Source organism: Streptomyces viridochromogenes DSM 40736 (genome assembly GCF_000158955.1).
GTDB lineage: Bacteria > Actinomycetota > Actinomycetes > Streptomycetales > Streptomycetaceae > Streptomyces > Streptomyces venetus.
Map to the genome: position 1 here is coordinate 349306 of NZ_GG657757.1, position 24910 is coordinate 374215.

The window sequence follows — 24910 nt, forward strand, 5'->3', positions numbered from 1 at the left end:
GCCGCGACGATGGGCTGCCACGAGAGGAGCCCACCATGGCCGCCGTATCCGACGTGCGTCGTCCCGCCCCACGGCTGTCGCTGCCCGCCGCGCTCGCCTGGGGCGTGCTCGCGGTGCTGGTTCTGTCGGCGTGGGGCCCGCACGACCGTACGACCTGGTTCCTGGAGACCGTCTGGGTCGTCGTGGGGCTGCCGCTGCTCGTGCTGGTGTGGCGGCGCTTCCCGCTCACGAACCTGCTGTGCTGCCTGCTGGCCGCCCACGCCGTGGTGCTGATGGTGGGCGGCCACTACACCTACGCCCAGGTGCCCCTCGGCGACTGGGTCCGGGACACCTTCGGCCTGGACCGCAATCCGTACGACCGGTTCGGGCACCTCATGCAGGGCTTCGTCCCCGCCGTACTGGTGCGGGAGCTGCTGGTGCGTACCTCGCCGCTGCGCGGCAGCCGCTGGCTGGCGCCGCTGACCGTGTGCGCGTGCCTGGCCTTCAGCGCCGTCTTCGAGATGCTCGAGTGGGCGGCGGCCGTGGCCGGCGGGCACGCGGCGGACGCCTTCCTGGCCACCCAGGGCGATGTGTGGGACACGCAGTGGGACATGTTCTGCGCGCTGATCGGTGCGACCGTGTCGCTGCTGCTGCTCGGCCGGGTGCACGACCGGCAGCTGGTGAAGCTGTCACTCCGACGTGTGGCGGTAGCGGATCCACAGGGGCAGGACGAACCAGCACAGCAGATACCAGCCGACCACACCGGCGACCAGGTAGGGCACGAAGCCGTCGTGCGTCGCCACGCGCAGGATCAGCAGCAGTGAGGCGGTTGTCGTGGCGAGCAGCAGCAGGAGGCCGAGCAGCGTCAGATGGGAGGCCACCCGCACGGCCTGGGGCTTGATGCGCCGCCCCGAGACGAGGCGGTGCAGGGACACCGGCCCGATCAGCGCGCCGGTCGCGCACGCGCCGAGGACGACCGTGACGAGATAGATCGTCTGGTCGGTGTCGGTCAGAGTGGCGTACTTCTCGGTGAACACGACGGTGAGCAGGAATCCGAACAGGATCTGCACGCCCATCTGGGCCACGCGGACCTCCTGGATGAGCTCCTGCCACATCCGGTCCGCTCTCTCCTCCTCCGTCTCGTTGCGCCCCCGGCGCCTGACCGCGCCCTCTGCCGCGTCCGCCACGGTTCCTCCCCGGTGTGAATCCCGATGTGCTTCTGTGCCGCGAGTTCCCCGTAAGCGGCCGTCCTCCCGGCCGGCGCGGCGGTTTGAGGGATCGGCGGGCGGTTACACGGACGGCGACCTGAAGCACAGCCCGAGGAGGTCGTGGACGCATGTCCGGTACGCAGCTCACCGTGACGCTCAGCGGCGGGGGCGCCGACGACGCACGCGCGGTCGTCCGGGCGCTGGAAGGGACGTTCGGGGCACCGGACGAGCTTCCCGGCGACGAGAAGGCGACGGTGCACATGGCGACCTTCGACAGCGGCACGGACGCGGGCGCCGGAGGGAGTGCCGGGGAGGGCGGCGAGCGCCTGTCGGCGCCGGTGACCGTGACCGTGCAGGGCTCCCCGGAGGCGGTGCGCCGGGCGAGCGACACGCTCACCCGGGTCTTCACCGCCCGGGACGACGGTGTCGCCTCCGGCGACCAGGAGCAGGAGAGGCAGCTGCTCCTGGTGCCGTGACGGGGACCGTCTCCCCTACCAGCGGGACTCCACCTGGTCCTTGATGCGCCGGTCGTAGAGGTCGCGGATCGCCGCCATCGTCTCGCCGGGCGGCTCCGGAAGCCGGGCGGCGGACGCGTTGGCCCGGGCCTGCTCGGGCGAGCGGGCGCCGGGGATCACGGTGGTCACGCCGGGCTGCTCGATGATCCAGCGCAGGGCCAGCTGGGCCGGGGTGTACCCCTCGGGGGCCAGCGCCGCGAACTCGGCGGCCGCCTCCACACCGGTGGCCCAGTCGACGCCGGAGAAGGTCTCGCCCACGTCGAAGGACTCGCCGTGCCGGTTGTAGGTGCGGTGGTCGTTCTCGGGGAAGACCGTCTCCCGCGTGTACTTGCCGGACAGCAGGCCGGAGGCCAGCGGGACGCGGGCGATGATGCCGACGCCCGCCGCACGCGCGGCCGGGAGCACCTCGCGCAGGGGCTTCATGCGGAACGGGTTGAGGATGATCTGCACACTCGCGACGCCCGGCCGCGCGATCGCGGTCAGGGCCTCCTGGCAGGTCTCGACGCTGACGCCGTACGCGGCGACGCGCTCCTCCTCGACCAGGGTGTCCAGCGCGTCGAACACCTCGTCCATGGAGTAGACGGGCGTCGGCGGGCAGTGCAGCTGCACCAGGTCGACGCGGTCGACGCCGAGGTTGCGCCGGGAGCGGTCGTTCCAGGCGCGGAAGTTGTCGAGCACGTAGTTCTCGGGGATCTGGTCGACCCGGCGGCCCATCTTGGTGGCGACCAGGACGTGCAGGTCCGGCCTGCCGCTGAGGAACGTGGCGATGGTCTGCTCGCTGCGGCCGTCGCCGTACGCGTCGGCGGTGTCGAAGAAGGTCACCCCGGACTCGGCGGCGGTCTCCAGTACCGTGAGGGCCTCCTTGTCGTCGACGTCGCCCCAGTCGGCCCCCAGCTGCCACGTACCGAGACCGACGACGGAGGCGTGCTGACCCGACCTGTCGAATGTGCGCTCGTCCATGGGCGTCAGTCTGTCATCCGGCACGGACACGCGCGGAACATCCGGATCCGGTCGACGGATCCCGACCGATTCACTCACACGAGTGAATACATTCGACAGGAACACGTCACGTGTCAACGGGCCTCTAGCGTGGCTTCACGTGACAACTGGTTCAGTGAGCAACTTTCCGTCGAACGACCCGCGTTGGACGCGCCGGGGCTTCCTCCTCACTGCCGCCACCCTGGCCGCCGTACCGGGGCTGCCGGCGGATCCGGCGGTGGCCGCGGCGGAGCTGCCGGACTTCCCGGCGGACGTCGCGCTGTACCGCTCGGCGTACCGGAACTGGGTCGGCGAGATCACGGCCGACGGCCTGTGGGCCTGTGCGCCCGCGGGGCCGGAACAGGTGGTCGACGTCGTCAACTGGGCATGGCGGCACGGGTGGCGGGTGCGCGCCCGGGGCGCCTCGCACGGCTGGTCGCCCCTGACGGTGACGGAGGGGACACCGGCCGGTGCACCCGTCCTCCTGGTCGACACCGCTCCCCACCTCACGGGCCTCGCCCTGGAGTCGCCCACGTCCGTGCGCGCCGGAACCGGCGTGACCATGGAGGCTCTGCTGACCTGTCTGGAGGAGCACGGCCTCGGCGTCACGGCCACGCCCGCTCCCGGCGTGCTCACGCTCGGCGGCGCCCTGGCCGTCGACGCGCACGGCACCGCCGTACCCGCGCGGGGCGAGCAGCGCCCGGCCGGGCACACGTACGGCTCGCTGAGCAACCTGGTCCTGTCCCTGACGGCCGTGGTGTGGGACTCCCGGACCGGCGCGTACGCGCTGCGCACGTTCCACCGCGACGAGGCGGACTGCGCCGCGCTGCTGACCCACCTCGGGCGGTCCCTGGTGACCGAGGTGGTGCTGCGGGTGGGCGCGAACACCAGCCTGCGGTGTGTGAGCCGCACGGACATCCCGGCGGGAGAACTGTTCGCCGCGCCCGGCTCGGGCGACAGGCGCAGCTTCGCGAGCTTCCTGGACGAGGCCGGGCGGGTCGAGGCGATCTGGTTCGCCTTCACCGAGCACCCCTGGCTGAAGGTGTGGAGCGTCTCCCCCACCTTGGCCGCTGACGTCGCGGCACGTGCGGCACCCGTACAACTACCCGTTCTCCGACAACATCCCGGCCCCGGTGGCGGGGCTGGTGGGCCGGATGACGTCGGACGCCGCCTGGTACCTGGCTCCGCTGCTCGGGACGGCGCAGTACGACGCGGCCGCGCTCGGGCTGGTGACGACGGCCTCCGCCGATCTGTGGGGACCGTCCAAGAACACGCTGCTGTATCTGAAGCCGAGCACTCTGCGGGTCCACGCCGACGGCTACGCGGTGCTCACCTCGCGGGACCGGGTGCAGCGGGTCGTCTCCGAGTTCGCCGCGTTCTACCGGGAGCGGCTGACGGCGTACGCGGCCCGGGGCAGCTTCCCGGTCAACGGCTCGGTGGAGATCCGGGTGACCGGTCTGGACGACCCGGCCGACGCCGGGGTGGCCGGGGCCCGCCCGCCCCTGCTGTCCGCGCTCCGCCCGCGCGCCGACCACCCCGAGTGGGACACGGCGGTGTGGCTGGACGTCCTGACGCTGCCGGGCACGCCGGACGCGGAGGCGTTCCTGCGCGAGATCGAGCGGTTCCTGCTGCGCACCTTCGACGGCGGCTTCGCCCTGACCCGGGTGGAGTGGTCCAAGGGCTGGGCGTACACGGACGACGGGGTGTGGAGCGACGAGGAGGTGCTGAGGACGGTGGTGCCCGCCGCCGTCGGCACGGCGGAGTGGGCCGAGGCGGACGCGGCGCTGGACCGGCTCGACCCGCACCGCGTGTACGGCAACGCCTTCCTGGACAAGCTGTTCGGCCCGGTGCTCAGGGACTGAGATAGGCCTGCACCGTGGGCGCGTACCGGTCCACCAGGGCGTCGATCGCGGTCGCCCGCACCTCGGTGCCGCGGGCGATGCCGTACATCACCCCCAGGCCGAGCAGGGTCGCGACGGCCAGTTCGGCGCGCAGGCCCGCGTCGGGGCCGGTGAGGCGGGCGGTGAGGCGGTCGGTCACCTGGGTGCGGAAGTTGGCGCGCAGGATGTCGCCCTGCTCGCCGTGCAGGGGCGCGAAGACGATCCGCAGCAGCGGGTCGGCGCCCTGCTCGGACTGGCTGAGCAGCATGTGCCGGACCATGTGCGGGCCGAGTCCGTCGAGCGGAGCGGCCAGCAGCGCGTCGGCGTCGGTCTCGAAGGACATGACGCGCGCGAAGAGCGTGTCCTTGTTGCCGAAGTACTTGAGGATCAGTGGCGGGCTCACGCCGGCGCGGTCGGCGACCGCCTTGAGCGTGATGTCGGCGTGCGCGTGCCGGGCCAGCAGGTGACGGGCCGCCTTCAGGATGGCCGCCTTGGTCGCCTCGGCGTCCCGGCGGGCGGGTGTGGGCGTGACGTGTGGGGTGCTCACGGCACTCATGGTCCCTCCATCGCCTTCTCGCGCGCGCCCCGGGTGCGGTCCGCGGCCGGCTCCGGTCCGTCGGGGGCGGCGTCACGGGGGATGCACAGCGCCACCGCGGCGGCCAGGAGGGCGATCGTTGCGGCCATCGCGAAGGCCAGCAGATAGCCGTGCAGGGTGGGCACGGGTGCGCCGGCGACCATGCTGGTGTGGTGCACCAGGACGGCGGCCACGGCGGCGCTGGAACATGCCTGGCCGATCGTCCGCATCAGGACGTTGACGCCGTTGGCTGAGGCGGTCTGCTCGGCCGGTACGGCCCGCAGGATGAGTGTGGGGAGCGCCGAGTAGGACAGGGTGGTCCCGGTCGCCACGACCGTGGCGCCCGCGACGATCATCCACAGCTCCCGGCTGTCGGCGATGCGGACCGCGTACCCGGCGGCGATCACCACCGCTCCGGCGGCGAGCGTGACGCGCGGCCCGCGCGCGGCGGACATCCGGGCGGAGAGCGGCGACAGCAGCAGCATGACGATGCCGCTGGGCAGCAGGCACAGGCCGGTGGCGACGATGGACAGACCGAGCCCGTATCCCGTGGCCTCGGGTGCCTGCACCAGTTGGGCGGTGACGAGGGTGTTGGCGTAGAAGGCGAACCCGGCGAGCAGGGCCGCCACATGGGACAGTCCGACCCTGGGCCGCGCCACCAGCCGCAGGTCCACCAGGGGCTGGGCGGTCCTCAGCTGCTGCCGGCACCACAGCGCGAGCACGACGGCGGCGGCCACGAACAGGCCCATGACGCGCGGGCTGCCCCACCCCCACTGCCCGCCCTGGGACACTCCGAGCAGCAGGCACACCAGCCCGGCGGCCAGTCCCAGCGTGCCCGGCACGTCGAAACGGCCCGGCTGCCGCACCGGCGACTCCCGCACCGCCCACCACACCAGTGTCACGCCCGTTGCCCCGAGGAGGCTGGCCACCCAGAACATGGTGTGCCAGTTCGCGTACTGCACGAGGACCGCGGCCAGCGGCAGGCCGAGCGCGGCGCCGATGCCGACGGTGGAGCTCATCAAGGCCACGGCCGATCCCCGGCGCTCCGGCGGCAGTTCGTCCCGCAGGATGCTGATGGACAGCGGGACGACCGCGGCGGCGGCTCCGGACAGGGCGCGGGCGGCGATCAGCACCGCGATGTCGGAGGAGAGGGCGCACAGGACCGAGCCCGCCGTCATCAGTGTGAGGGCGGACATGAGCACCCGCCGCTTGCCGTACATGTCGCCGGCCCGGCCGAGGACCGGAGTGAGGACGGCGCCGGAGAGCAGGGTGGCGGTGACCATCCAGGAGACGGCGCCCGCCGAGGCGCCGGTCAGCCGGGGCAGGTCGGGCAGCAGCGGGACGACCACGGTCTGCATGACGGCCATGAGAATGCCGCCGAACGCGAGCACCGGGACGGTGAGCCGGGTGCGTATCGCGGCGGTCCGGTCCATCGGCACTCCAGCGGCTGCGCCTGGTGAGGGTGGCGGGTGAATTTCCATTCACCATACTTGGTGAATTCTCATTCACCAAACAGGGGTGGGGTACGGATACCCCTCGTCAGGGCTGCGGCCCCCGAGGCGCCGCCATCGACCGGACCACCGGATCGCGCCAGTTTCGCGGCGTGACGCTCACCACGAGCACCGGACCCCACGGGGAGAAACAGCCGCCGCAGCCCCCGCAGCGGGCGGAATTTCCCCCTCCGCAACCGGCGCGGCCGCGCCGCACAGCAAGATCATCTTCGTTCAACCTTGCACGACATAAGGGGAATTGCCCGGATCGCTGCCAACCGGATCGTGCGGATTTCTTCCGGTAGCGGAGGGGCCGGTAGGCATGCGGGGTCATCAGCCGAACGAACCCAGGAGATCCGTATGCCGGAACTCAGCCGTCGCCGTGCGCTCACCGCCGCGGCCGTCCTCGCCACGGCCGCGGGAACGCTGTCCGGCACGGCACCGGCCGTCGCCGCCGCACACCACGACTCCCCCGGGACCTTCGACGAGGTCTACAAGGGCCGGCGGATACAGGGCCGGCCGGCCGAAGGAGTCGGCCATCACCACCACGGCGCCGGATACGCGGTGTTCGTCGACGGGGTGGAGCTGCACGTGATGCGCAACGCCGACGGCACCTGGATCAGCGTCGTCAGCCACTACGACCCGGTGGCCAGCCCGCGTGCCGCCGCCCGTGCCGCCGTCGACGAGCTGCAGGGCGCGCCACTGCTGCCCTTCCCCGCCAACTGACCCAACCGAAAGGCATCTGGAGCACCCGCACATGACCGTCCGCAAGAACCAGTCCGCCCTGACCACCGACGAGAAGCGGCGCTTCGTCGCCGCCCTCATGGAACTGAAGCGCAGCGGCCGCTACGACGCGTTCGTCACGACGCACAACGCGTTCATCGTCTCCGACACCGACGACGGCGAGCGGACGGGCCACCGCTCACCGTCCTTCCTGCCCTGGCACCGAAGATTCCTCCTGGAGTTCGAGCGGGCACTGCAGTCGGTGGACGCGTCGGTGGCGCTGCCGTACTGGGACTGGACCGTCGACCGGTCGCCGCGCGCCTCCCTGTGGGCGCCCGACTTCCTGGGGGGCACCGGGCGCGAGCGGGACGGCCGCGTGTCGGACGGGCCGTTCGCCGCGGCCTCCGGCGGCTGGCCGGTCAATGTGCGCGTCGACGGCCGTACGTTCCTGCGGCGCTCCCTCGGCTCAGGGGGACGCCCGCTGCCCACGGCGGCCGAGGTCGAGTCGGTGCTGTCCATGCCGACCTACGACATGGCGCCCTGGAACAGCGCCTCGGACGGTTTCCGCAACCACCTCGAAGGGTGGCGGGGCGTCAACCTGCACAACCGCGTCCACGTCTGGGTGGGCGGGCACATGGCCACCGGGGCCTCCCCCAACGACCCGGTGTTCTGGCTGCACCACGCGTACATCGACAAGCTGTGGGCCGAGTGGCAGCGGCGGCACCCCGGTTCCGGCTATCTTCCGGTCTCGGGCACCCCCAACGTGATCGACCTCAACGAGACGATGAGGCCGTGGCACGACACGAGTCCGGCGGATCTGCTGGACCACACGGCGCACTACACGTTCGACGCCTGATTCAGGCAGTCGCGGCCGTGCGGCACTCCGGGTGACCCCAGCCGCTGTCGTTCTTGGCGATGGGCTCGCCCGCCGCGTAGGAGCGGCCGCACTGGCAGCGGCCCGGGAACTTGGCCTTGATGGTGCGGGACGAGGTCTTCTTCGCGGTGCGTGCCGCGCCGCCGCGTGACCGGGAACGAGGCGCCTTGGCCGGGACGTCGGGGGCGGGCGGCGGCTCGGGCGAACCCTGATCGCTGCCCGCGGCCTCCTGGACGGTGGCGGCCTGGCTGGCCGCGCGGTCGGCGAAGTCGTTGAGCCGGTCGCCGTCGACCTGGTGGGCGGGCACGTAGCGGAACTCGACCGAGCGGCCGTCCAGCAGCTCGTCGATGCGCACGACGAGGTCCTGGTTGGCGACCGGCTTGCCGCCGGACGTCTTCCAGCCGTTGCGCTTCCAGCCGGGCAGCCAGGTGGTGACGGCCTTCATCGCGTACTGCGAGTCCATCCGGATCTCGAGCGGCACGTCCGGGTCGGTGGCTGTCAGCAGGCGCTCCAGCGCGGTGAGTTCCGCGACGTTGTTGGTGGCCTTGCCGAGCGGCCCCGCCTCCCAGCGCACCGGGCTCTCGGAAGCGTCGGCGACGACCCAGGCCCAGCCCGCGGGCCCGGGGTTTCCCTTCGAAGCCCCGTCACACGCGGCCACAACACGTTCAGGCATGGGCTCGATCATGCCATGGCCGCACGAGTGGCTCCGCCGGGAGGGTGGGGCGCGCCTACGACACGTCGGTCAGCTTCGGCATGTCACCCTCGGTCGTCGTGGTGTCGATCACCGAGAAGTTCGCGCCCTGCGGATCACTGAGGGCGGCGAACCGGCCGAACGGCGTGGTCATCGGCCCGAACCTCAGCACACCACCGAGCTTGGTGGCCTTCGCCACGGCCTCGTCGCAGTCCTCGACGCCGAAGTAGACGTTGATGTACGGCTGCACCTCGGGCGGGAACTCCTCCGTCATCTTCATCCGGCCCAGCACGGGGCGTTCACCGAGGTCGTAGATGCGGAAGTCCATCTCTCCGCCCTCCATGTCCCGCTGCCGGTAGGAGAAGACGGCGGGGAAGAACGCGTCGGACTTCTCGGGCTCGCGGGTGAAGACCTCGCCCCAGGTGTAGGCGCCCGGTTCGGCCGTGGCCTCGAAGCCCTCGTGGCTGCCCGCCTGCCAGACTCCGAAGACGACACCGCTGGGGTCGCGGGCCAGGCACATGGTGCCGAAGTCGCCGACCTGCATCGGCTCCATCAGCACCTCGCCTCCGCTGTCGCGGATCCGGGCCGCGGTGGCGGCGGTGTCGTCGGCCGCGAAGTACAGGCACCACTGCGACTGGCCTTCCTGGCCGGGCATGGGCGGGACGACGGCGGCGACCGCCTTGCCGTTCGCGTAGGCCTGGGTGTAGTTGCCGTATTCCGCGGACGCCTCGGCGAAGGTCCAGCCGAGAACGTCTCCGTAGAAGTTCTTGGCGCCCTCCAGGTCGCTGAACATCGCGTCGACCCAGCAGGGGGTTCCTTCGGGTTGCACGGCCATGACTGCGAGCCTCTCGAAAAGGGTGGATTGGTCCGTTTCTTCACGCTAGTCACCCCTGGGCCCGCCCGCGCGCCGAACGGGCGGTTCCGCCGCAGACTGGGCAGGGAGGGCGTCAGGCGGTACGGGGAGCGACGGCATGGCGGACGGGACGATGCGCGCGTGGTCGGTGGTGCGGCCGGGGCCGGTCGAGGAGGGGGCTCTGCGGCTGGTCGAGAAGCCGGTGCCCGTGCCCGCGGACGACGAGCTGCTGGTGCGGGTTCGCGCCTGCGGTGTGTGCCGTACCGACCTGCACGTCGCCGAGGGCGACCTGCCGGTGCGCCGGGTGGGCGTCACGCCCGGTCACGAGGTCGTCGGCGAGGTCGCCGGGGCGGGGGCGGCGGTACGTGGCTTCGTCCCGGGCGACCGGGTCGGCGTGGCCTGGCTGCGCCACACGGACGGCAGCTGCGCATACTGCCGTCGCGGCGCCGAGAACCTCTGCGCGCGGTCCGCGTACACGGGATGGCACGCCGACGGCGGCTACGCGGAGTACACGACGGTGCCCGCCGCGTTCGCCTACCGGCTGCCGGAGGACGTCTCGGACCTGGCGCTGGCGCCCCTCCTGTGCGCCGGCATCATCGGCCACCGCGCCCTGCGACGGGCCGCGCTGCCGCCCGGCGGGCGGCTCGGGCTGTACGGCTTCGGGGGCAGCGCCCATCTGTGCGCGCAGGTGGCGATCGCCGAGGGAGCCACGGTGCACGTCATGACGCGCGGCGCCGATGCCCGGCGGCTGGCGCTGGAGCTCGGCGCCGCGTCCGCGCAGGACGCCTACGCGAGGCCGCCGGAGGCGCTGAACAGCGCGATCCTGTTCGCCCCGGTGGGTGACCTGGTCCCGGTCGCCCTGCGCGCCCTGGACCGCGGCGGCACCCTGGCCGTCGCCGGCATCCACCTCACCGATACGCCTCCCCTGCACTACGAGACCGAACTGTTCTACGAGAAACAGCTCCGCAGCGTCACCTCCAACACCCGCGAGGACGGCCGGGAGTTCCTGACCCTCGCGGCGAGACACGGCGTACACGCGACGACCCACCCGTACCCCCTGTCCCGCGCCACGGAGGCCCTCAGCGACCTGAAGGCAGGGCGATTCGACGGGGCGGCCGTACTGGTGAACGACTTGGGGTGAGGACGGGCGGTGGCTGCGCCCTTGGGGGCGGGCGTGGCAGGGCCGTGGGCGGGCCGGGCGCGGGGGCCTGTGGTCGTGGACGGTCTGGTGGCCGGAAGCACCCGTCCGGTGGACGGAGGCGTGGGCAGGCCATGGACAGGGGCGCGCGGGCCTGCGCTCGCTGCGACCGGAAGCCGGTGGCCGGTGGCCGGTGGCCGTACACGGACCAAGGACCGGGAGACGAGCGCGGCCCGTCGCCGGCGGACCGCGAGGACGCACCTATGGCGGGGAGCGCTGACCGGTGGCCAGTGGTCGGTGGCCGTATGAGCGTGGGAACCGGGAGGCGATCGCAGCCCGTCGCCGGCAGATCGCGCGGGCGTGTCCATGGCCGCGAAAGCCGGCTGACGGTCGCCGCGACCACAGATCCGTGGGGGTCGCATTCGGATCGGTGACCGGGAGACGAACGCGGCATGTCGCCAGCAGGCCCCGCGCGGGGCCGGCGGCCGGGAGCGCGCGGGCGGTGGCCGTGGCCGGTGGCCTTGTACGGACCGGTGGCCGGGGCGCAGGCGGCGGGGACGTGGTCGGGAGGCGAGGGAGCGCAGGGACGTGGTGCGCGGTCCCCCCGGGGGGCGCGGTGGGGTGGCGTTTGTGCGGCCTGCGCGCCGGGCGGCAGCGGGTGTGGGGCGGCGTGCGGTCGTGCGAGCGTTTCCTCTCCGCTCCGATCCGGGGTTTGCCACCTCCGGCGCGAGAAACCGCCCCCTTCACGCCGTTATCCAGCCGCCTCTCCCGCTGTTTGGCTTGGACCCGCGGCCCGTCCGGCTCACCGGCGCCACGAGGCCGCCGTTTGCGCCGGCCACTCCGCCGTCCCCTCCGACCACTCCATTTCACCCACCCCTGTCGACCGCTCCCCTCAGGCCCGTCGGCTGCCGCACGCCCGGGCGATCACTTCCGCTCGTCCCCGCGCATCCGTTCCGCGCGCCCGATCACCCCGTTCACCCTCAGGGAGGGAATGTGTCCGCACCCGAGAGCACCACCGGCCCCACCACCGACGACCCCGCCCCCGATCCGTCCGACGGCGCCGGCGCGGCCGGGGCGCCGATCACCAGCCTCAGCACCCAGGCGGCACGCAACCTCGCCACGACCACCAAGTCCGTCCCCCAGATGCAGGCCATCACCTCGCGATGGCTGCTGAAGACACTGCCGTGGGTCGACGTCAGGGGCGGCGCCTACCGGGTGAACCGGCGTCTGACACTGCGGCTCGGCCGGGGGCGGGTGCAGTTCGAGCAGAACGGCGCCGACGACATCCGGGTCATCCCCCAGACGCTGACCGAACTGCCCGCGCTGCGCGGCTACTCCGACACCGAGGCGCTGCAGCAGATCGCCTCCCGGTTCGAGGCCCGCGAGGTCCGCGTCGGCGAGGTGCTCTTCGAGGCCGGCCAGCCCGTCACCGAGGCCTATCTGATCGTGCACGGCCGCTTCACCCGGTACGCCACCGGCAAGTACGGCGAGGAGGAGGTCATCGGGGTCGTCACGGACGGCGAGGGGCTCGGTGACGAGGCCGTGGGACGGGCCGACCCGCTGTGGCTCACGTCCGTACGGGCCGAGACCTCCGGCGTCGTGCTGGTGCTGTCCTGGGACGCGCTCCAGGAGTACACCGACCGTGTCCCGTCCCTCGCGGCCCATCTGGCGGCCTATGCCGAGCGGCAGAGCAAGCCCGTGAACCGCAAGGGCGAGGCGGACGTGCCGGTGCAGGCCGGGCACGTGGGCGAGCCGGTGCTCGCGGGTGGATACGTCGACTACGAACTCGCCCCGCGCGAGTACGAGTTGTCGCTGACCCAGACCGTGCTGCGTGTCCACACCCGGGTCGCCGACCTCTACAACGACCCGATGGACCAGACCGAGCAGCAGCTCCGGCTGACCATCGAGGAGATCCGCGAGCGGCAGGAGTGGGAGCTGGTCAACAACCGCGAGTTCGGGCTGCTGCACAACGTCGACTACAGCCAGCGCATCAGCACCTTCTCGGGCCCGCCGACCCCGGACGACCTGGACGAGCTGCTGTCGATGCGGCGCAAGACACGGTTGTTCCTGGCCCACCCGAAGGCCATCGCGGCGTTCTTCCGGCAGTGCAACAAACGCGGGCTCGTGCCGGGCACGGTCGACGTCGACGGGCACGAGGTGCCCGCGTGGCGCGGTGTCCCGCTCTTCCCGTGCGGCAAGATCCCGGTCAGCGACCAGCACACCAGCAGCATCATCGCGCTGCGCACCGGCGAGGCCGACCAGGGGGTCGTCGGCCTGTTCCAGACCGGCATCCCGGAGGAGTACCAGCCCGGCCTGAACGTACGGTTCATGGGCGTCGACGGCACCGCGATCATCCGCTACCTCGTCACCGCGTACTACTCCCTGGCCATTCTGGTCCCCGACGCCGCGGGCATCCTGGAGAACGTCCAGATCGGCCGGACGGCCGGCTGACGGGGTGGAGCGGAGTACCTCGGTGAACACGCCCCTGACCCCACCCGCGCCCTCCCCGGGATTCACACCCCCCTCACCCCCGAGCGGCCCCCCGTCCGTCACCCGCGGCGGACACCCCCGCCCCGGCGAACCCGTCCCCGGGCTCCGCCACCGGCCCGCCGTGCCTCCCGACCCCGAGAAGGTCGAGGAGATCGACCGCAGGCTGGAGGCCTGGGCGCACGAGCTCAAGCTGTTCCCGCCGGCGTGGACGGGCGACTTCGCGGGGTTCCAGTTCGGCAGGGCCGTGGTGCTGCAGCATCCCGGCGCCGCCGACCTGGACCGCCTCACCGTCGCCGGCGAGCTGCTGCTGGCGGAGAACCTCGTCGACAGCTGCTACTGCTCGGAGGACGAGGACAGGGGCGGATCCTCACGCGGCCTCGGCGGACGGCTGGTCATCGCCCAGTCGGCGCTCGATCCCTACCACGGCCCACCCGAAGTGGAGCGGGAGTGGCGCCGGGGCCTGACGGCGGACGGGCCGCTGCGCTCGTACCACTGCGCGCTGAGGGACTACGCCGCCTTCGCCACGCCCAGCCAGACCAACCGGTTCGTCCACGACGTCGCCCGGCTCCACCTGGGTTACGTCGCCGAGGCCGCCTGGGCGCAGACGCGGTACACGCCCCGCGTCTGGGAGTACCTGGTGATGCGGCAGTTCAACAACTTCCGCCCCTGTCTGTCGATCGTCGACGCCGTGGACGGCTGGGAACTGCCCGAGGCCGTCTACGCCCGCCCCGAGATCCAGCGCATCACGGCGCTCGCCTGCAACGCCACCACGATCGTCAACGACCTGTACTCCTTCACCAAGGAGCTGGCGGGCGACCCCGACCACCTCAACCTGCCGCTGGTCGTCGCCGCCGAGGAACGGTGCGGGCTGAAGGCCGCCTATCTGAAGGCCGTGGAGATCCACAACCAGATCATGGACGCCTTCGAGGAGGAGTCCGCCGCGCTGTCCGCCGGCTCGCCCCTCGTCGAGCGCTACGCCCGCGGCCTGGCGTCCTGGGTGTCCGGCAACCACGAGTGGCACGCCACCAACACCCACCGCTACCACCTGCCCAACTACTGGTGACCGACCGTCTTTTGACGCCACCCGGAATGATGAGGAGCCGTCCTTGACCACCACCGCAGACGCCAAGACAGCATCGCTGCCGGCCCCGTCCCCCGCCGCCGACTCGACGTACCAGACCCGCGTGGCCGACTACTGGAACGCGGAGGAGAACCCGGTCAATCTCGAACTCGGGAAGATCGACGACCTGTACCACCATCACTACGGCGTCGGAGACGCCGACCGGTCCGTGCTCGACGAACCGGATCCCGGCCGGCGCCGCGACCGGGTCACGGCCGAACTGCACCGCCTGGAACACGCCCAGGCGGAACTGCTCGCCGGACACCTCGGCCCCCTCTCCCCCGCGGACCGGGTCTTCGACGCCGGCTGCGGGCGCGGCGGCGGCAGTGTCGTGGCGCACCTGCGGTACGGCTGCCGCGCCGACGGAGTGACCCTCTCCGCCAAGCAGGCCGACTTCGCCAACGAGCAGGCCCGGCACCGGGGCATCGACGGCAAGGTCCGCTACCACTGCCGGAACATGCTCGACACCGGCTTCCCCCAGGGCACGTTCGCGGCGTCGTGGAACAACGAGTCGACGATGTACGTGGAGCTGGACCTGCTGTTCGCCGAGCACGCCCGGCTGCTGCGCCGCGGCGGCCGCTACGTGGTGATCACCGGCTGCTACAACGACACCTACGGGCGGGCCTCCCGGGAGGTCTCGCTGATCAACGCCCACTACATCTGCGACATCCATCCGCGCTCGGCCTACTTCCGGGCCATGGCCCGCAACCGGCTCGTCCCCGTCCACGTGGAGGACCTCACCGCCGCGACCATCCCCTACTGGGAGCTCCGCAAGCGGGCCGACCATCTCGTCACGGGCATCGAGGACACGTTCCTGACCGCGTACAAGAACGGCAGCTTCCAGTATCTGCTGATCGCGGCCGACCGCGTGTGAGCCACCGTGTCCGGCACACGCCTTCCCCCCGGCGCCCGGCTGTGCTTGCCTGAGTGCCGTTTCGGTGGCCGGGGGGCGGGAGTTGCCGCATGCGGAAGCCGTGGGTCGTGGGGGTGCTGCTGGCCGGGGTGCTGCTCGGCGGGTGCGGGGATCCGGCGTCCGCGCCCGGGGAGCCACCGCCGACGGCGCCACACGCGTCGGCCACCACCCACCAGCGCGTCCCCGCCTCCCCCGGCCCGGGACCGAGGACGGCGCCCAAGGTGCTGTACCTCGGCGACTCACTGGCGATGGAGGGCCGGCGGGTGCTCGGGCAGGAGGTGCGCCGGGAGCTGAAGGCGGAGTACACCAGCGCCCCGTACTCCGGCACCACGCTGTGCGACTACCTGGAGGGTACGGCGGACCGGTCCCTGGTACCGGCCGCCGACAAGGCCGCCGCTCTGGTCCGCAGGCTGCGGCCCGACTTCGTGGTGCTGCAGTTCTGGGGCAACTCCTGGGGCTACACACCGTGCATGGACGGCATCACCTATGACAGGTCCCCGGCCCGGTACTTCACCCGGTACGCCGCCGACGCGCGCCGGCTCACCGAGCAGATCGCCGCGGCCGGAGGCAGCACACGCCCGAGCGTCGTCTGGGTGTCCCAGGGTCCGGACCCGATCACCCCGGACCGGGTCCGGCGCGTCAACGCGCTCTACGAGCAACGGGCCGACGCGTCGGGCGGCCTCGTGGCCGACGCCGGAAAGGCGGTGAGCCCGGCCACCGGCCGCTACACCTGGACGCAGTACCTGCCCTGCACCCCTTACGAGCGCGCCCATCCCGACTACTGCACCCAGCCGGGCCGCGGCCGGACGGCCCTGCACCGCGACGACGACTACCTGCACTTCTGCCTGGCGCCCACCACCTCCACGCCGAAGCCCTGCCCGGTGCGTTCCCCCGGCATCCTGCGCATCGCCCGGGAGATCACCAAAACCATTCGACAGTCGGCCGGCTGACCGCTCGAATGGCGCCCTGTGCGCACTGCGCATGTATGAGGACGAAAGGGACATCGACATCTGGCTCGTCGGCCGGCTGACCGCGGGACAGTTGCCGCAGCGGTCGGGGCTGACGACCCGGGACCGGTTCGTGCGGGAGGCCCTCGGTCAGCCGGCGGGCCGGGCCGGCACCGCGGCGGTGACGGCCGTGTGGGAGGAGTCCCTGCGCGCCCCCCGGGCACACCGGGCCGCCGGCCTGGGCGCACGGCGACCTGATGGCCGGGAACCTGCTCGTCACGGACGGACGGCCGAGACGGTGTAGGGGCGGAGACGGCTCCGCCCCCGTGCCGGCACGTCACTCGCCCGCGTACGCCTTCTCCAGGGCGGCGATGTCGAACTTGCCCATCGCCATGAACGCCTGGGTGACGCGGGCCGCCTTCGCCGGGTCCGGGTCGGTGATCATCTCGTCGAGCCGGTCCGGGACGACCTGCCAGGACACGCCGTACCGGTCCTTGAGCCAGCCGCAGGGGCCGGGCTCGCCACCGTTCTCGGCGAGCCTGGTCCAGTAGTAGTCGATCTCCTCCTGGTTCTCGCAGAAGATCATGAAGGAGACGGCCTCGCTGAACTTGAACTCGGGTCCGCCGTTGAGTCCGAGGAACCGGTGCCCGTTGGCCGTGAACTCGACGGTCATCACGCTGCCGGCGGGCTGGGGCGCTCCCTCGGGGTAGCGGGCGATCTTGCCGACGCTGGAGTTCTTGAAGATCGAGACGTAGAAGTGGGCAGCCTCCTCGGCCTGGCCGTCGAACCAGAGACACGTGGTGAAACCGTCGGATGCCATGAGTACCTCCCGGGGTGTGGGTCGCTGTCATCTGTGTCGACCGGTCCGGGCCCGGAAACTCATCGGCCGTTCCGGCCACCATTACGGGTGGCGAGTACACCCGGGCGAACCAGCGGACTCGAAGGAGTTGCCGGAGGAGGCGGTCGCTGACCGGGACGGCGGGGTCGCTGGTGGGTGATGTGCGGGCGTTCTTCCGCCAGTTGCGCGAGAAGGGCTGAGCCCGCGCTCTGCCGGGAGCGGATCTGCCGACGGCAGAGAAATCGCCTGGGGGCGTCGCCCGAGGTCAAGAGTGGAGTCGACGGCACATCCGCGGCACGTCCGCGGTGCTCCTGCCACGACGAGGAGAACCGATGACCCCACTCACCACACTCACCCCGCGGGCGGAGGAGGGCGACACCCCTCCGACCCGGTTCGACGACCACCTCGCCGCCCAGTTGCTCGCGCAGCGCATCGTGCTGCTCGGCACCCAGGTCGACGAGGTCTCCGCGAACCGGGTCTGCGCCCAGCTGCTGATCCTGTCCGCGGAGGACCCGCGCACCGACATCAGCCTGTACATCAACAGTCCCGGTGGCTCCGTGCACGCGGGACTCGCCATCTACGACACGATGCAGCTGATCCCCAACGACGTCTCGACGCTCGCCATGGGATTCGCGGCGAGCATGGGTCAGTTCCTGCTCTGCGTCGGCGCGCCCGGCAAGCGCTACGCCCTGCCGAACGCGCGGATCATGATGCACCAGGGGTCGGCGGGCATCGGCGGCACCACCGCCGACATCGAGATCCAGGCGGAGAACCTGGAGCACACCAAGCGGACCATGGAGCGGCTCATCGCCGAGCACACGGGCCACTGCGCGCAGACCATCTCCCGGGACGGCGACCGCGACCGCTGGTTCACGGCCGAGGAGGCCCGGGACTACGGCATCGTCGACCAGGTCGTGGAGTCGCTCGCCGACATCCGCCCGACCGCCCAGAAGCGACGGATGGGGCTCTGACATGGCCAACTACACGATTCCGTACGTCGTCGAGCGGACCGCGCACGGCGAGCGTTCCTCCGACGTCTTCAGCCGGCTGCTGTCCGAGCGGATCATCTTCCTCGGTACCGAAATCGACGACGGCGTGGCGAACGTCGTGATCGCCCAGCTCCTGCACCTGGAGTCGTCGGCGCCGGAGAGCGAGATCTCGGTCTACATCAACTCCCCCGGCGGCTCGTTCACTTCACTGATGGCGATCTACGACACGATGTCGTACGTGAAGGCACCGATCTCGACCTGCTGCGTCGGGCAGGCGGCCTCCACGGCGGCCGTCCTGCTGGCCGGCGGGGATCCCGGGCGGCGGTTCGTGCTGGAGCACGCGCGTGTGCTGCTCGGCCAGCCGGCCGCGGGCGGCAGCCGGGGCGCGATCTCCGATCTCGCGCTCCAGGCCAAGGAGATGGTCCGGATCCGCTCCCAGGTCGAGGAGGTGCTGGCCCGGCACACCCACCACGACCTCGCGACCCTGCGCGCGGACATGGACCGGGACAAGGTGTTCACCGCCGAGGAAGCGGTGGCTTACGGGCTGGCCGACGAGGTGCTCAGCCGGCGCCTCGTGACGGTGTGAGGCGCCGGCCGGACCGGTTCAGGCGGCCAGGCACAGTCCGTCGTACGACGACGGCGACGCCCCGCGGCGGCTGCCGCCCGCGTACCGCGAGGTGACGCGGGTCAGTTCGCCCTGGGCCCTCGACAGCAGGTCGCCGAGGCCCAGTCCGAGGGCGTGGGCGGCGGCCGCGAGGACCTCCGAGGAGGCCTCCTTGCGGCCGCGCTCCACTTCCGAGAGGTAGGGCATGGAGATCCGGGCCGCGTCGGCGACGTCCTTCAACGTGCGCTCCTGCGCGAGACGTTCGCGGCGCAGGACGTCACCGACCAGGTCGCGCCAGAGGGGCTCCTTCGCGGCCGGGGGTCCGTGGTGTCGCGGAGCGGTGGCGGGTCGGGCGGCCGCGGGGCGTGTGCCGGGCGGACGCAGCGGGATGACGCGGGCTTCCTCGGGCAGGTGGTTGGTCACCGCTCCAGCCTAGAATTCCTGGTCGTGAGGGGAAGGGATCGGCGTTCCGCCTTCAGTGGAATGGGATGAACGGGGCGGAACGGACGGGCCTGTCCGGTGCTGGTAACAGATTTTCCGCCGGCCGGCGATTCGGCGGGCATGTGCGGCGCGTATCCGGGTACGCGAAACCCGGAGTGACCCAGGCAGATGCCAGCCGTGACTTTCGTGGGAGAGGTAATGGAGACCGCCGTGATCCGGCCGAAGGTACAGGTCGTGGAGAAGAACTCCGAGGCCAGCACGGGTGACGGAGCGCTGCCCGGAGTCGTGGACCCCCGGTCCGTCGCTCCGCGGGACGCCAGGGCACTGTCCCGGCAGTTCTTCCAGCGCCTGACGGAACTCGAAGAGGGCACGCACGAGTACCAGTACGCGCGCAACACCCTGATTGAGATGAACATGTCGCTCGTGCGGTTCGCGGCCGGCCGGTTCCGGGGCCGCGGCGACGACATGGAGGACATCGTCCAGACCGGCATGATCGGCCTGATCAAGGCCATCGACCGGTTCGAGCTGTCGCGCGAGGTCGAGTTCACCTCCTTCGCGCTGCCGTACATCGTCGGCGAGATCAAGCGGTTCTTCCGGGACACCACGTGGGCGGTACACGTGCCGCGCCGGCTCCAGGAGCTGCGGGTGGATCTCGCCAAGGCCCGCGAGGAGCTCGCCAGTCGGCTGGACCGCGAGCCGACGGTCGCCGAACTGGCCACACTGATGAACATCTCCGAGAACCAGGTCGTCGAGGGGCAGATCGCCGCGAACGGGTACAACTCGTCATCGCTGGACGCCGCGCTCACCGGCGACGGGCCCGAGGGCGGCGAGGCCGTCCTGGCCGACTTCATCGGCGTGGAGGAGGACGGGCTGCGGCTCGTCGAGGACTTCCACTCGCTGGCCCCGCTGATGGCGGAGCTCAGCGAGCGCGACCGGCAGATCATCCACATGCGCTTCGTGGAGGAAGCCACCCAGGCGGAGATCGGCGAGCGGCTCGGCTGCTCCCAGATGCACGTCTCCCGCCTGATCAAGCGGATCATCACGCGGCTGCGCCAGGGCATGCTGGGCGAGCTGGGCTGCGCCTGACGCGGCGGCGTACCGGCCCGGCGAAAGACCAGCGGGTGCCGTCCCCCACGCGGGAGTGGGGCGGCACCCGCCGTCATGTCCGCCTCGCGTTCCTATCCGTCGGTCTCGCCGTTGAGCGGCAGCACGGCGCGCACCCGCTTGCCCACCGGCACCCGCTCCACGCTGACCTGCTCCGCGAGCGCGTGGACGATCTCCAGGCCGTGCCGACCGATGCGCTCGGGGTTGCGCGGGAAGATGCGGGGCAGTGCGGAGCTGCTGTCGTAGACCGACACCGTCACCGAGGTGTCCGTACCCACGAGCTCCAGGATGTACGGCCCGTTGCTGTGCCGGTCGGCGTTGGTGACCAGCTCGCTCACCACGAGCTGCACCGCGCCGTCGGCCCGGTCGTCGATGCGCGCGCACCACTCGGTCCTGAGCTGTTCGAGAAAGAGCGCGGCGAAGGACCGCGCTTCGGCGATACAGCCCTGCTCGCCGGTGTAGTGTGCCGCCCGCCTCAGCGGTTCCACGGGCACGTCGAAACCAGTCGGTATCACTGCCCCGTCCAGGTGGTCGATCATACTTTTCTCTCTGGGAAGCCGGACTGGCCGGACGCTCTGCACCAGTGCTCGTACCCCGAGCGGGGCTTCGCAGTCCTGACTGGTTCTCGGCCCGTCCCGCCCCCCGGGGTATTGTCCCCCGCCGACGGGGCACCCGGAAGGAATCAGGACCGGTCGACGGCGGCCGGTCCGGATCGCCGGAGGTGCGCGGTGGTCTGGTGGATATGGCTGGTCGTGGTGATCGCGGCGCTCGCCGTCGTCGCCGTGGTGACGCTCGCCGTGCAGGCCGGCCGACGGTCGGGCACGGTCATCGCGGTACGGCGCCGGCCCGGCGGGAAGGGCCCGCGATGACCGAGCTGATGGCAGCACGGAGCCTGACCACCCTGCCGGTGGTCACCCTGGGTGGCGAGGCCGTCGCCCAGATCAAGGACACCGTCTTCGACGCCGCCGCCGGGCGCATCACCGGCTTCACCCTCAGCGGCCGGGGGCTGCTGTCGGGCCCGCTGAAGCAGAGCCTGCCCTGGACGGCGGTGCACTCGCTCGGCCATGAAGCGGTCATGATCGTCGACGCGGGTGTCCTCGCGGACACACCGGCCGTGGTGGCGCGCCGTGAGGCCCAGCAGGGGCGGGTGCTGCACGCGAGGGTGCTGACCGACGAGGGCGCCGAGGTCGGCACGGTGCTCGACGTGGTCGTCGAGGGCGGCACGAGCGGCCGGGTCGTGGGCTTCCGGATCGCCGCGGGCAAGGCCCTGGTGCGGGGTTCCAGGCGCCGCCGGCACCGGGTGTACGTACCGCGCGGCGAGACGCTCGCGGTGTCCGGCCGGGCGCTGGTCATCCCCGCGGACGCCACCCGCTACGTCGCCGACGACCTGCCGTCCTTCGCGGCCCGGGTCGGTGCCTTCCACGACGGCCGGGAGGGGACACCGTCATGATGCTCTTCTCGCAGACCCGGGGTCTGCCGGTCCTGACGCTGGCCGAGGCGGACGAGATCGGCGTCGTGAGGTCGCTGACGGTCGACGCCCCGTCCGGTGTGGTCACCCATGTCCGGGTCCGCGGCAGGCACACCCGCAAGGACACGGTGCTGGCCTGGGGTGCCCTGCACGCCATCGGGCCGGACGCCGTGCTCGTCCGTTCGGCCGCTCCCCCGGCCGAGGTGCCGCCCCATCACGAGCTGCCGGGTCTCAGGATCCTCGCTGAGACGGGTGACCAGCTCGGCACCGTCCAGGACGTCGTGTTCGAGCCGGAGACCGGCCGTATCGAGGCGGTCCGCACCGCCCAGGGCGATCTGCCGGCCGATCGGCTGCTCGGGCTCGGCGACTACGCCCTGGTGGTCCGTTCCGGCTGAGTCAGGAGGAAGGGGCCTGCTCGGTCGTGCCGCCCCCCGTGCCGCTTCCCGTGTCGTTCCCGGGCGGGGACTGCACGGTCTCCGACGTCGGCGGTTCGGACGTCGTCTCCCTGCCGGAGGTCGGCTGTTCGCTCGTGGGCGGCGGCTTCGGCGAGGCCGAACCGGTCGACGTCGGCGTGGTGCCGGTCACCGACGGCGTCGGCTGGTGCGGCGGCCGGGTCTTGCGGTCCTTCTTGCCCGTGTCGCCCGTGTCGCGCTTGAACCAGTCGCCGTCGGGCTCGCACATCACGAAGACGTCGATCGGATCCGGAGCGGGTGTCACCACGACGACGCCGGACGACTTGTAACCGGGCCACTTGCTGCCGGTCGTCTTCGGGGCGGTCTGCTGGGCGACCGGCGGGGTCAGCGGGTTGCCGCACGCGCAGCGCACCCGGGGCACGCCGCGGTCGTCGACGAGTACGGCCGTGCCGGCCTGGAGGATCGCCTGGTAAGCGGTGGCACGGCCGTCCCGGAAACCGTGGTTGGTGACGCGGGTGTCCATGCGCAGTTGCACGGGAGTGAGCGAGCGGAGGTAGGAGGGAACGTCCGACGGGTCGATGCGCAGGACCGAGGCGAACGCGCGCTGTTTGTCCGGGGCCCCCTTCAGGTACGTGATCTGCTTCTCCACATCGCAGCTCGAGACGTTGCGGGTGCCGCCGTACAGGCCGGGCGATCCGCCGTCCACCCCTTGGACGGCGTTCTGCGACGTCGTTCCTGCGGGCGTGGGAGTGGTCGGCGGGGCGGAACTCTCCTCGGCCGTCGAGTCGGTGAACGGGTCCGGTCCGGTGTCGGCCGCGGGCTGGAGGAAGATCTCACCGTCGGACGTACTGGTGCCGCCGTCGGACGCGCCGGTGCCGCCGTCGGGCCGGGTGAGCACCACGGCCAGGATCACCGCGGCCACGACCGCACCGGCGATCAGCGCGACCCGGGGCGCGGACCCCCACCACGGGCGGCGCGGCTCCGGTGACTCGCCGCCCCCGGTCGGTGGTTCGGAGGGCGGGCCGCCGCCGGACGGCGGCTGGGACGGGCCCGACAGCGGGCCCGAGGGAGGGCCTGTGGGGCGGCCGGACGACGGCGGTTCGACGCTCACGAGCTCTTCTTCCCACGCGAGTTCTCTGCGGCCTTCGCACAGGGTATGCGTTTGGTCCTGGTCTATGCCACTTGGTCCACTATGAGTTCATTGTGTGCTCGGGTTCCGTACGCCCCGCAAGCCGACGCGGACGGACCTTCCGACGGGCGCCCGGCACGGGTGCTGCTTAGCGTGGCAGCGTGAGTTCGCGCACTCCCTCCAGGCAGGCACGCACCTCCGGCGAGCGGGCGGTCGCCCGCCACGGCTGGGTGCAGGCCCTCGTCACGGTGGTCGGCGGGCTGCTCGCCATGGCGGTGGTGGCCGCGCTCGGCCTGTGGGCGGCGGGAGCCGCGGACCTCCCGGACGGCGCCTTCGTGCCGGTCACCGCGGCGACGATGGTCACGGCCGTCGGGGGCACGGTGAGGCTCTCCGGGAACGCCGGCGACCTCGCCGGCACCCAGGCGGGCCTGACCGTGACCCCGCTGTCCGTCACGCTCACCGGCGCGCTGGTGGTCGCCTGGGGGTTCCTGCGGCCGTTGCGGCACCGCGCGGTCGCCGGTGCGACGGAGCTGGCCGGCTGGGCCGGCAGGGTCGCGGCCCTGTGGCTGCTCGGGCTGATCGGCCTGACGCTCGCCGCACGGCACACGTTCGACGTCTCCCTCGGCGACGACGAGTTGGGCGAACTCGGTGACCTGTTCGGCGCTTCGCCGCGGATCGGCTTCACCACGGACGTTCCGCTGTCCGTGTTCGTCGGCATGGTGTGGCTGGCCGGTGTGCTGGTGCTGGCCCTGCTGGTGTCGCGCGGCGCCCCGTTGCCGGGCGGGCTGCTGCGCTTCCAGACCTCGGTGCGTCCGGCCGCGTACGCGATGGTCGCGCTGCTGCTGGCCTGTGTCGTCATCGGCGTGCTCATCGCCCTGGTCGTCGCGGCGGCCAAGGGACACGCGAGGGAGACGTTCGCGGTGATCCTGCTGGGCCTGCCCAACGTGGTGTGGCTGGCACTGACGATCGGCCTCGGCGCCACGTGGAACGGCAGGGTGGAGGGGCCGTTCGGGTTGCCCATGCCGCACGTCCTCGACGAGGTGTTGCGCACTCCGGACATCGCCGAGCTGAACCTGCGGACCCTCTCCCAGTACGACGGCCGGGTGTGGTGGCTGCTGGTCGTCGACGTGGTGCTGCTGGTCGGCGCCGCGTTCGTGATGGCGGCCCGGTCGCCTGCCCGGATCCGGGCCTGGCAGCACGCCGTGCACATGGCGGCCGCCCTCGTGCTCACCGTGTTCATGATCTGCCTGGTCGGGCGCGTCTCCGCGCACTTCGGCCTGTCGGTGCTCGGCATCGGCGACCTGGGGGGCAGCCTCGGTGGCCGGCTGTTCCTCAGGCCCCAGGTGTGGGGTGCGGTCGGTCTGGCCGTCCCGTGGGGGCTGGTGACCGGGTTCGCCGGTGCGCTGCTGGCGCGGCACGTCCGGCGACGGGGTGAGGTGCGCGCCGAGAGGGCGGGCTGACGGGAGGCTCACCGGCTGCGCGGTGGTGCCGGGAGGCTCACCGGCTGCGCGGTGGCGGGAGGCTCACCGGCTACGCGGTGGCGGGAGGCTC

The 24910-nt window shown here is 72.0% G+C and carries 26 protein-coding genes and 2 pseudogenes; 18 read left to right on the forward strand and 10 right to left on the reverse strand.

Going from position 1 to position 24910, the window contains the following annotated elements; all coding sequences use genetic code 11:
- Positions 1 to 35 precede the first annotated feature (35 nt).
- Positions 36 to 542: pseudogene (locus SSQG_RS01635) on the forward strand (DUF2238 domain-containing protein); the annotation flags it as partial.
- A 126-nt stretch (positions 543 to 668) separates the two neighbouring features.
- Here SSQG_RS01635 and SSQG_RS42375 read toward each other — a convergent pair.
- Positions 669 to 1166, reverse strand: coding sequence for a DUF6328 family protein (locus SSQG_RS42375; protein ID WP_003987912.1), 498 nt, complete (start codon positions 1164 to 1166; stop codon positions 669 to 671).
- Positions 1167 to 1315: 149 nt separating this feature from the next.
- Here SSQG_RS42375 and SSQG_RS01645 point away from each other — a divergent pair, with 149 nt between their 5' ends.
- Positions 1316 to 1663: a hypothetical protein gene (locus tag SSQG_RS01645; protein ID WP_003987913.1), complete on the forward strand. Its 348-nt coding sequence runs from the start codon at positions 1316 to 1318 to the stop codon at positions 1661 to 1663.
- A 15-nt stretch (positions 1664 to 1678) separates the two neighbouring features.
- Here SSQG_RS01645 and SSQG_RS01650 read toward each other — a convergent pair whose 3' ends face one another.
- A complete protein-coding gene (locus tag SSQG_RS01650; protein WP_003987915.1) occupies positions 1679 to 2662 on the reverse strand; it encodes an aldo/keto reductase in 984 nt (327 codons plus the stop codon).
- Between the two features lie 154 nt (positions 2663 to 2816).
- On the opposite strand from SSQG_RS01650, the pseudogene SSQG_RS01655 reads away from it, so the two are divergent.
- A pseudogene (locus SSQG_RS01655) lies at positions 2817 to 4542 on the forward strand (cholesterol oxidase substrate-binding domain-containing protein).
- Here the strand turns inward: SSQG_RS01655 and SSQG_RS01660 are convergent.
- Positions 4532 to 5116 (reverse strand): TetR family transcriptional regulator, encoded by a 585-nt coding sequence (locus tag SSQG_RS01660; RefSeq protein WP_003987916.1) that lies wholly within the window; start codon positions 5114 to 5116, stop codon positions 4532 to 4534. The pseudogene SSQG_RS01655 and the gene SSQG_RS01660 sit on opposite strands and share 11 nt — an antisense overlap.
- Positions 5113 to 6567, reverse strand: a complete 1455-nt coding sequence (locus tag SSQG_RS01665; protein WP_039931757.1) for an MFS transporter — start codon at positions 6565 to 6567, stop codon at positions 5113 to 5115. The genes SSQG_RS01660 and SSQG_RS01665 overlap by 4 nt, the downstream gene beginning before the upstream one ends.
- Before the next feature lie 417 nt (positions 6568 to 6984).
- On the opposite strand from SSQG_RS01665, the gene melC1 reads away from it, so the two are divergent.
- Complete coding sequence (gene melC1, locus SSQG_RS01670; protein WP_039931758.1) at positions 6985 to 7350, forward strand: apotyrosinase chaperone MelC1; 366 nt, start codon at positions 6985 to 6987, stop codon at positions 7348 to 7350.
- 31 nt (positions 7351 to 7381) lie between these two features.
- Positions 7382 to 8203 (forward strand): tyrosinase MelC2, encoded by an 822-nt coding sequence (gene melC2, locus SSQG_RS01675; protein WP_003987919.1) that lies wholly within the window; start codon positions 7382 to 7384, stop codon positions 8201 to 8203.
- Between the two features lies 1 nt (position 8204).
- Here melC2 and SSQG_RS01680 read toward each other — a convergent pair whose 3' ends face one another.
- Together SSQG_RS01680 and SSQG_RS01685 are read right to left on the reverse strand one after the other, a co-directional pair.
- Positions 8205 to 8906: a ribonuclease H family protein gene (locus SSQG_RS01680; protein WP_003987922.1), complete on the reverse strand. Its 702-nt coding sequence runs from the start codon at positions 8904 to 8906 to the stop codon at positions 8205 to 8207.
- Between the two features lie 43 nt (positions 8907 to 8949).
- A complete protein-coding gene (locus SSQG_RS01685) occupies positions 8950 to 9747 on the reverse strand; it encodes a VOC family protein (protein WP_003987923.1) in 798 nt (265 codons plus the stop codon).
- Between the two features lie 151 nt (positions 9748 to 9898).
- Between SSQG_RS01685 and SSQG_RS01690 the strand changes: the two genes are divergently transcribed.
- The 6 genes from SSQG_RS01690 (at position 9899) to SSQG_RS43610 (ending at position 16677) form a co-directional block, all read left to right on the forward strand.
- Positions 9899 to 10906: a zinc-binding alcohol dehydrogenase family protein gene (locus SSQG_RS01690; protein ID WP_208865704.1), complete on the forward strand. Its 1008-nt coding sequence runs from the start codon at positions 9899 to 9901 to the stop codon at positions 10904 to 10906.
- Between the two features lie 990 nt (positions 10907 to 11896).
- Entirely contained in the window at positions 11897 to 13354 is a 1458-nt protein-coding gene (locus SSQG_RS01695) for a family 2B encapsulin nanocompartment shell protein (protein ID WP_039931760.1), read from the forward strand.
- Between the two features lie 34 nt (positions 13355 to 13388).
- Positions 13389 to 14456: a family 2 encapsulin nanocompartment cargo protein terpene cyclase gene (locus SSQG_RS01700; RefSeq protein ID WP_052310425.1), complete on the forward strand. Its 1068-nt coding sequence runs from the start codon at positions 13389 to 13391 to the stop codon at positions 14454 to 14456.
- A gap of 43 nt (positions 14457 to 14499) precedes the next feature.
- On the forward strand, positions 14500 to 15387 hold the full coding sequence (locus SSQG_RS01705) for a geranyl diphosphate 2-C-methyltransferase (RefSeq protein ID WP_039931762.1): 888 nt from the start codon (positions 14500 to 14502) through the stop codon (positions 15385 to 15387).
- Between the two features lie 89 nt (positions 15388 to 15476).
- Complete coding sequence (locus SSQG_RS01710; RefSeq protein ID WP_003987929.1) at positions 15477 to 16376, forward strand: SGNH/GDSL hydrolase family protein; 900 nt, start codon at positions 15477 to 15479, stop codon at positions 16374 to 16376.
- A gap of 31 nt (positions 16377 to 16407) precedes the next feature.
- A complete protein-coding gene (locus tag SSQG_RS43610) occupies positions 16408 to 16677 on the forward strand; it encodes a hypothetical protein (protein ID WP_003987930.1) in 270 nt (89 codons plus the stop codon).
- Between the two features lie 33 nt (positions 16678 to 16710).
- Here the strand turns inward: SSQG_RS43610 and SSQG_RS01720 are convergent, their stop codons facing one another.
- Entirely contained in the window at positions 16711 to 17193 is a 483-nt protein-coding gene (locus SSQG_RS01720) for a VOC family protein (RefSeq protein WP_003987933.1), read from the reverse strand.
- A gap of 350 nt (positions 17194 to 17543) precedes the next feature.
- On the opposite strand from SSQG_RS01720, the gene SSQG_RS01725 reads away from it, so the two are divergent.
- Complete coding sequence (locus tag SSQG_RS01725) at positions 17544 to 18182, forward strand: ATP-dependent Clp protease proteolytic subunit (RefSeq protein ID WP_039931763.1); 639 nt, start codon at positions 17544 to 17546, stop codon at positions 18180 to 18182.
- Between the two features lies 1 nt (position 18183).
- Positions 18184 to 18786 (forward strand): ClpP family protease, encoded by a 603-nt coding sequence (locus tag SSQG_RS01730; RefSeq protein ID WP_003987935.1) that lies wholly within the window; start codon positions 18184 to 18186, stop codon positions 18784 to 18786.
- 18 nt (positions 18787 to 18804) lie between these two features.
- On the opposite strand, the gene SSQG_RS01735 is transcribed toward SSQG_RS01730, so the two are convergent.
- Positions 18805 to 19227, reverse strand: a complete 423-nt coding sequence (locus SSQG_RS01735) for a helix-turn-helix domain-containing protein (RefSeq protein WP_003987936.1) — start codon at positions 19225 to 19227, stop codon at positions 18805 to 18807.
- A 216-nt stretch (positions 19228 to 19443) separates the two neighbouring features.
- On the opposite strand from SSQG_RS01735, the gene SSQG_RS01740 reads away from it, so the two are divergent.
- Positions 19444 to 20331, forward strand: coding sequence for an RNA polymerase sigma factor SigF (locus tag SSQG_RS01740; RefSeq protein ID WP_003987937.1), 888 nt, complete (start codon positions 19444 to 19446; stop codon positions 20329 to 20331).
- Positions 20332 to 20423: 92 nt separating this feature from the next.
- On the opposite strand, the gene SSQG_RS01745 is transcribed toward SSQG_RS01740, so the two are convergent.
- Entirely contained in the window at positions 20424 to 20888 is a 465-nt protein-coding gene (locus SSQG_RS01745; protein ID WP_003987938.1) for an ATP-binding protein, read from the reverse strand.
- Positions 20889 to 21077: 189 nt separating this feature from the next.
- Between SSQG_RS01745 and SSQG_RS41675 the strand changes: the two genes are divergently transcribed.
- The 3 genes from SSQG_RS41675 to SSQG_RS01755 are packed head-to-tail and all read left to right on the forward strand — an operon-like array spanning position 21078 to position 22212.
- On the forward strand, positions 21078 to 21218 hold the full coding sequence (locus tag SSQG_RS41675) for a hypothetical protein (RefSeq protein WP_167545773.1): 141 nt from the start codon (positions 21078 to 21080) through the stop codon (positions 21216 to 21218).
- A complete protein-coding gene (locus tag SSQG_RS01750) occupies positions 21215 to 21799 on the forward strand; it encodes a PRC-barrel domain-containing protein (RefSeq protein ID WP_003987939.1) in 585 nt (194 codons plus the stop codon). The genes SSQG_RS41675 and SSQG_RS01750 overlap by 4 nt, the downstream gene beginning before the upstream one ends.
- A complete protein-coding gene (locus tag SSQG_RS01755; RefSeq protein ID WP_003987940.1) occupies positions 21796 to 22212 on the forward strand; it encodes a PRC-barrel domain-containing protein in 417 nt (138 codons plus the stop codon). The genes SSQG_RS01750 and SSQG_RS01755 overlap by 4 nt, the downstream gene beginning before the upstream one ends.
- Before the next feature lies 1 nt (position 22213).
- Here SSQG_RS01755 and SSQG_RS01760 read toward each other — a convergent pair whose 3' ends face one another.
- Complete coding sequence (locus SSQG_RS01760) at positions 22214 to 23341, reverse strand: DUF6777 domain-containing protein (RefSeq protein WP_244299012.1); 1128 nt, start codon at positions 23339 to 23341, stop codon at positions 22214 to 22216.
- 179 nt (positions 23342 to 23520) lie between these two features.
- On the opposite strand from SSQG_RS01760, the gene SSQG_RS01765 reads away from it, so the two are divergent.
- Positions 23521 to 24819: a streptophobe family protein gene (locus SSQG_RS01765; RefSeq protein WP_039931765.1), complete on the forward strand. Its 1299-nt coding sequence runs from the start codon at positions 23521 to 23523 to the stop codon at positions 24817 to 24819.
- Positions 24820 to 24910 lie beyond the last annotated feature (91 nt).

Coding starts and splice junctions, on each gene's coding strand:
- melC2 (WP_003987919.1), top strand. CDS start 7,382: ATGACCGTCCGCAAGAACCAGTCCGCCCTGACCACCGACGAGAAGCGG.
- SSQG_RS01645 (WP_003987913.1), top strand. CDS start 1,316: ATGTCCGGTACGCAGCTCACCGTGACGCTCAGCGGCGGGGGCGCCGAC.
- SSQG_RS01650 (WP_003987915.1), bottom strand. CDS start 2,662: ATGGACGAGCGCACATTCGACAGGTCGGGTCAGCACGCCTCCGTCGTC.
- SSQG_RS01730 (WP_003987935.1), top strand. CDS start 18,184: ATGGCCAACTACACGATTCCGTACGTCGTCGAGCGGACCGCGCACGGC.
- SSQG_RS01660 (WP_003987916.1), bottom strand. CDS start 5,116: ATGAGTGCCGTGAGCACCCCACACGTCACGCCCACACCCGCCCGCCGG.
- SSQG_RS01680 (WP_003987922.1), bottom strand. CDS start 8,906: ATGATCGAGCCCATGCCTGAACGTGTTGTGGCCGCGTGTGACGGGGCT.
- SSQG_RS01755 (WP_003987940.1), top strand. CDS start 21,796: ATGATGCTCTTCTCGCAGACCCGGGGTCTGCCGGTCCTGACGCTGGCC.
- SSQG_RS01720 (WP_003987933.1), bottom strand. CDS start 17,193: ATGGCATCCGACGGTTTCACCACGTGTCTCTGGTTCGACGGCCAGGCC.
- SSQG_RS01725 (WP_039931763.1), top strand. CDS start 17,544: ATGACCCCACTCACCACACTCACCCCGCGGGCGGAGGAGGGCGACACC.
- SSQG_RS01710 (WP_003987929.1), top strand. CDS start 15,477: ATGCGGAAGCCGTGGGTCGTGGGGGTGCTGCTGGCCGGGGTGCTGCTC.
- SSQG_RS01750 (WP_003987939.1), top strand. CDS start 21,215: ATGACCGAGCTGATGGCAGCACGGAGCCTGACCACCCTGCCGGTGGTC.
- SSQG_RS43610 (WP_003987930.1), top strand. CDS start 16,408: ATGTATGAGGACGAAAGGGACATCGACATCTGGCTCGTCGGCCGGCTG.
- SSQG_RS01665 (WP_039931757.1), bottom strand. CDS start 6,567: ATGGACCGGACCGCCGCGATACGCACCCGGCTCACCGTCCCGGTGCTC.
- SSQG_RS01685 (WP_003987923.1), bottom strand. CDS start 9,747: ATGGCCGTGCAACCCGAAGGAACCCCCTGCTGGGTCGACGCGATGTTC.
- SSQG_RS01740 (WP_003987937.1), top strand. CDS start 19,444: ATGGAGACCGCCGTGATCCGGCCGAAGGTACAGGTCGTGGAGAAGAAC.
- SSQG_RS01690 (WP_208865704.1), top strand. CDS start 9,899: ATGCGCGCGTGGTCGGTGGTGCGGCCGGGGCCGGTCGAGGAGGGGGCT.
- melC1 (WP_039931758.1), top strand. CDS start 6,985: ATGCCGGAACTCAGCCGTCGCCGTGCGCTCACCGCCGCGGCCGTCCTC.
- SSQG_RS01745 (WP_003987938.1), bottom strand. CDS start 20,888: ATGATCGACCACCTGGACGGGGCAGTGATACCGACTGGTTTCGACGTG.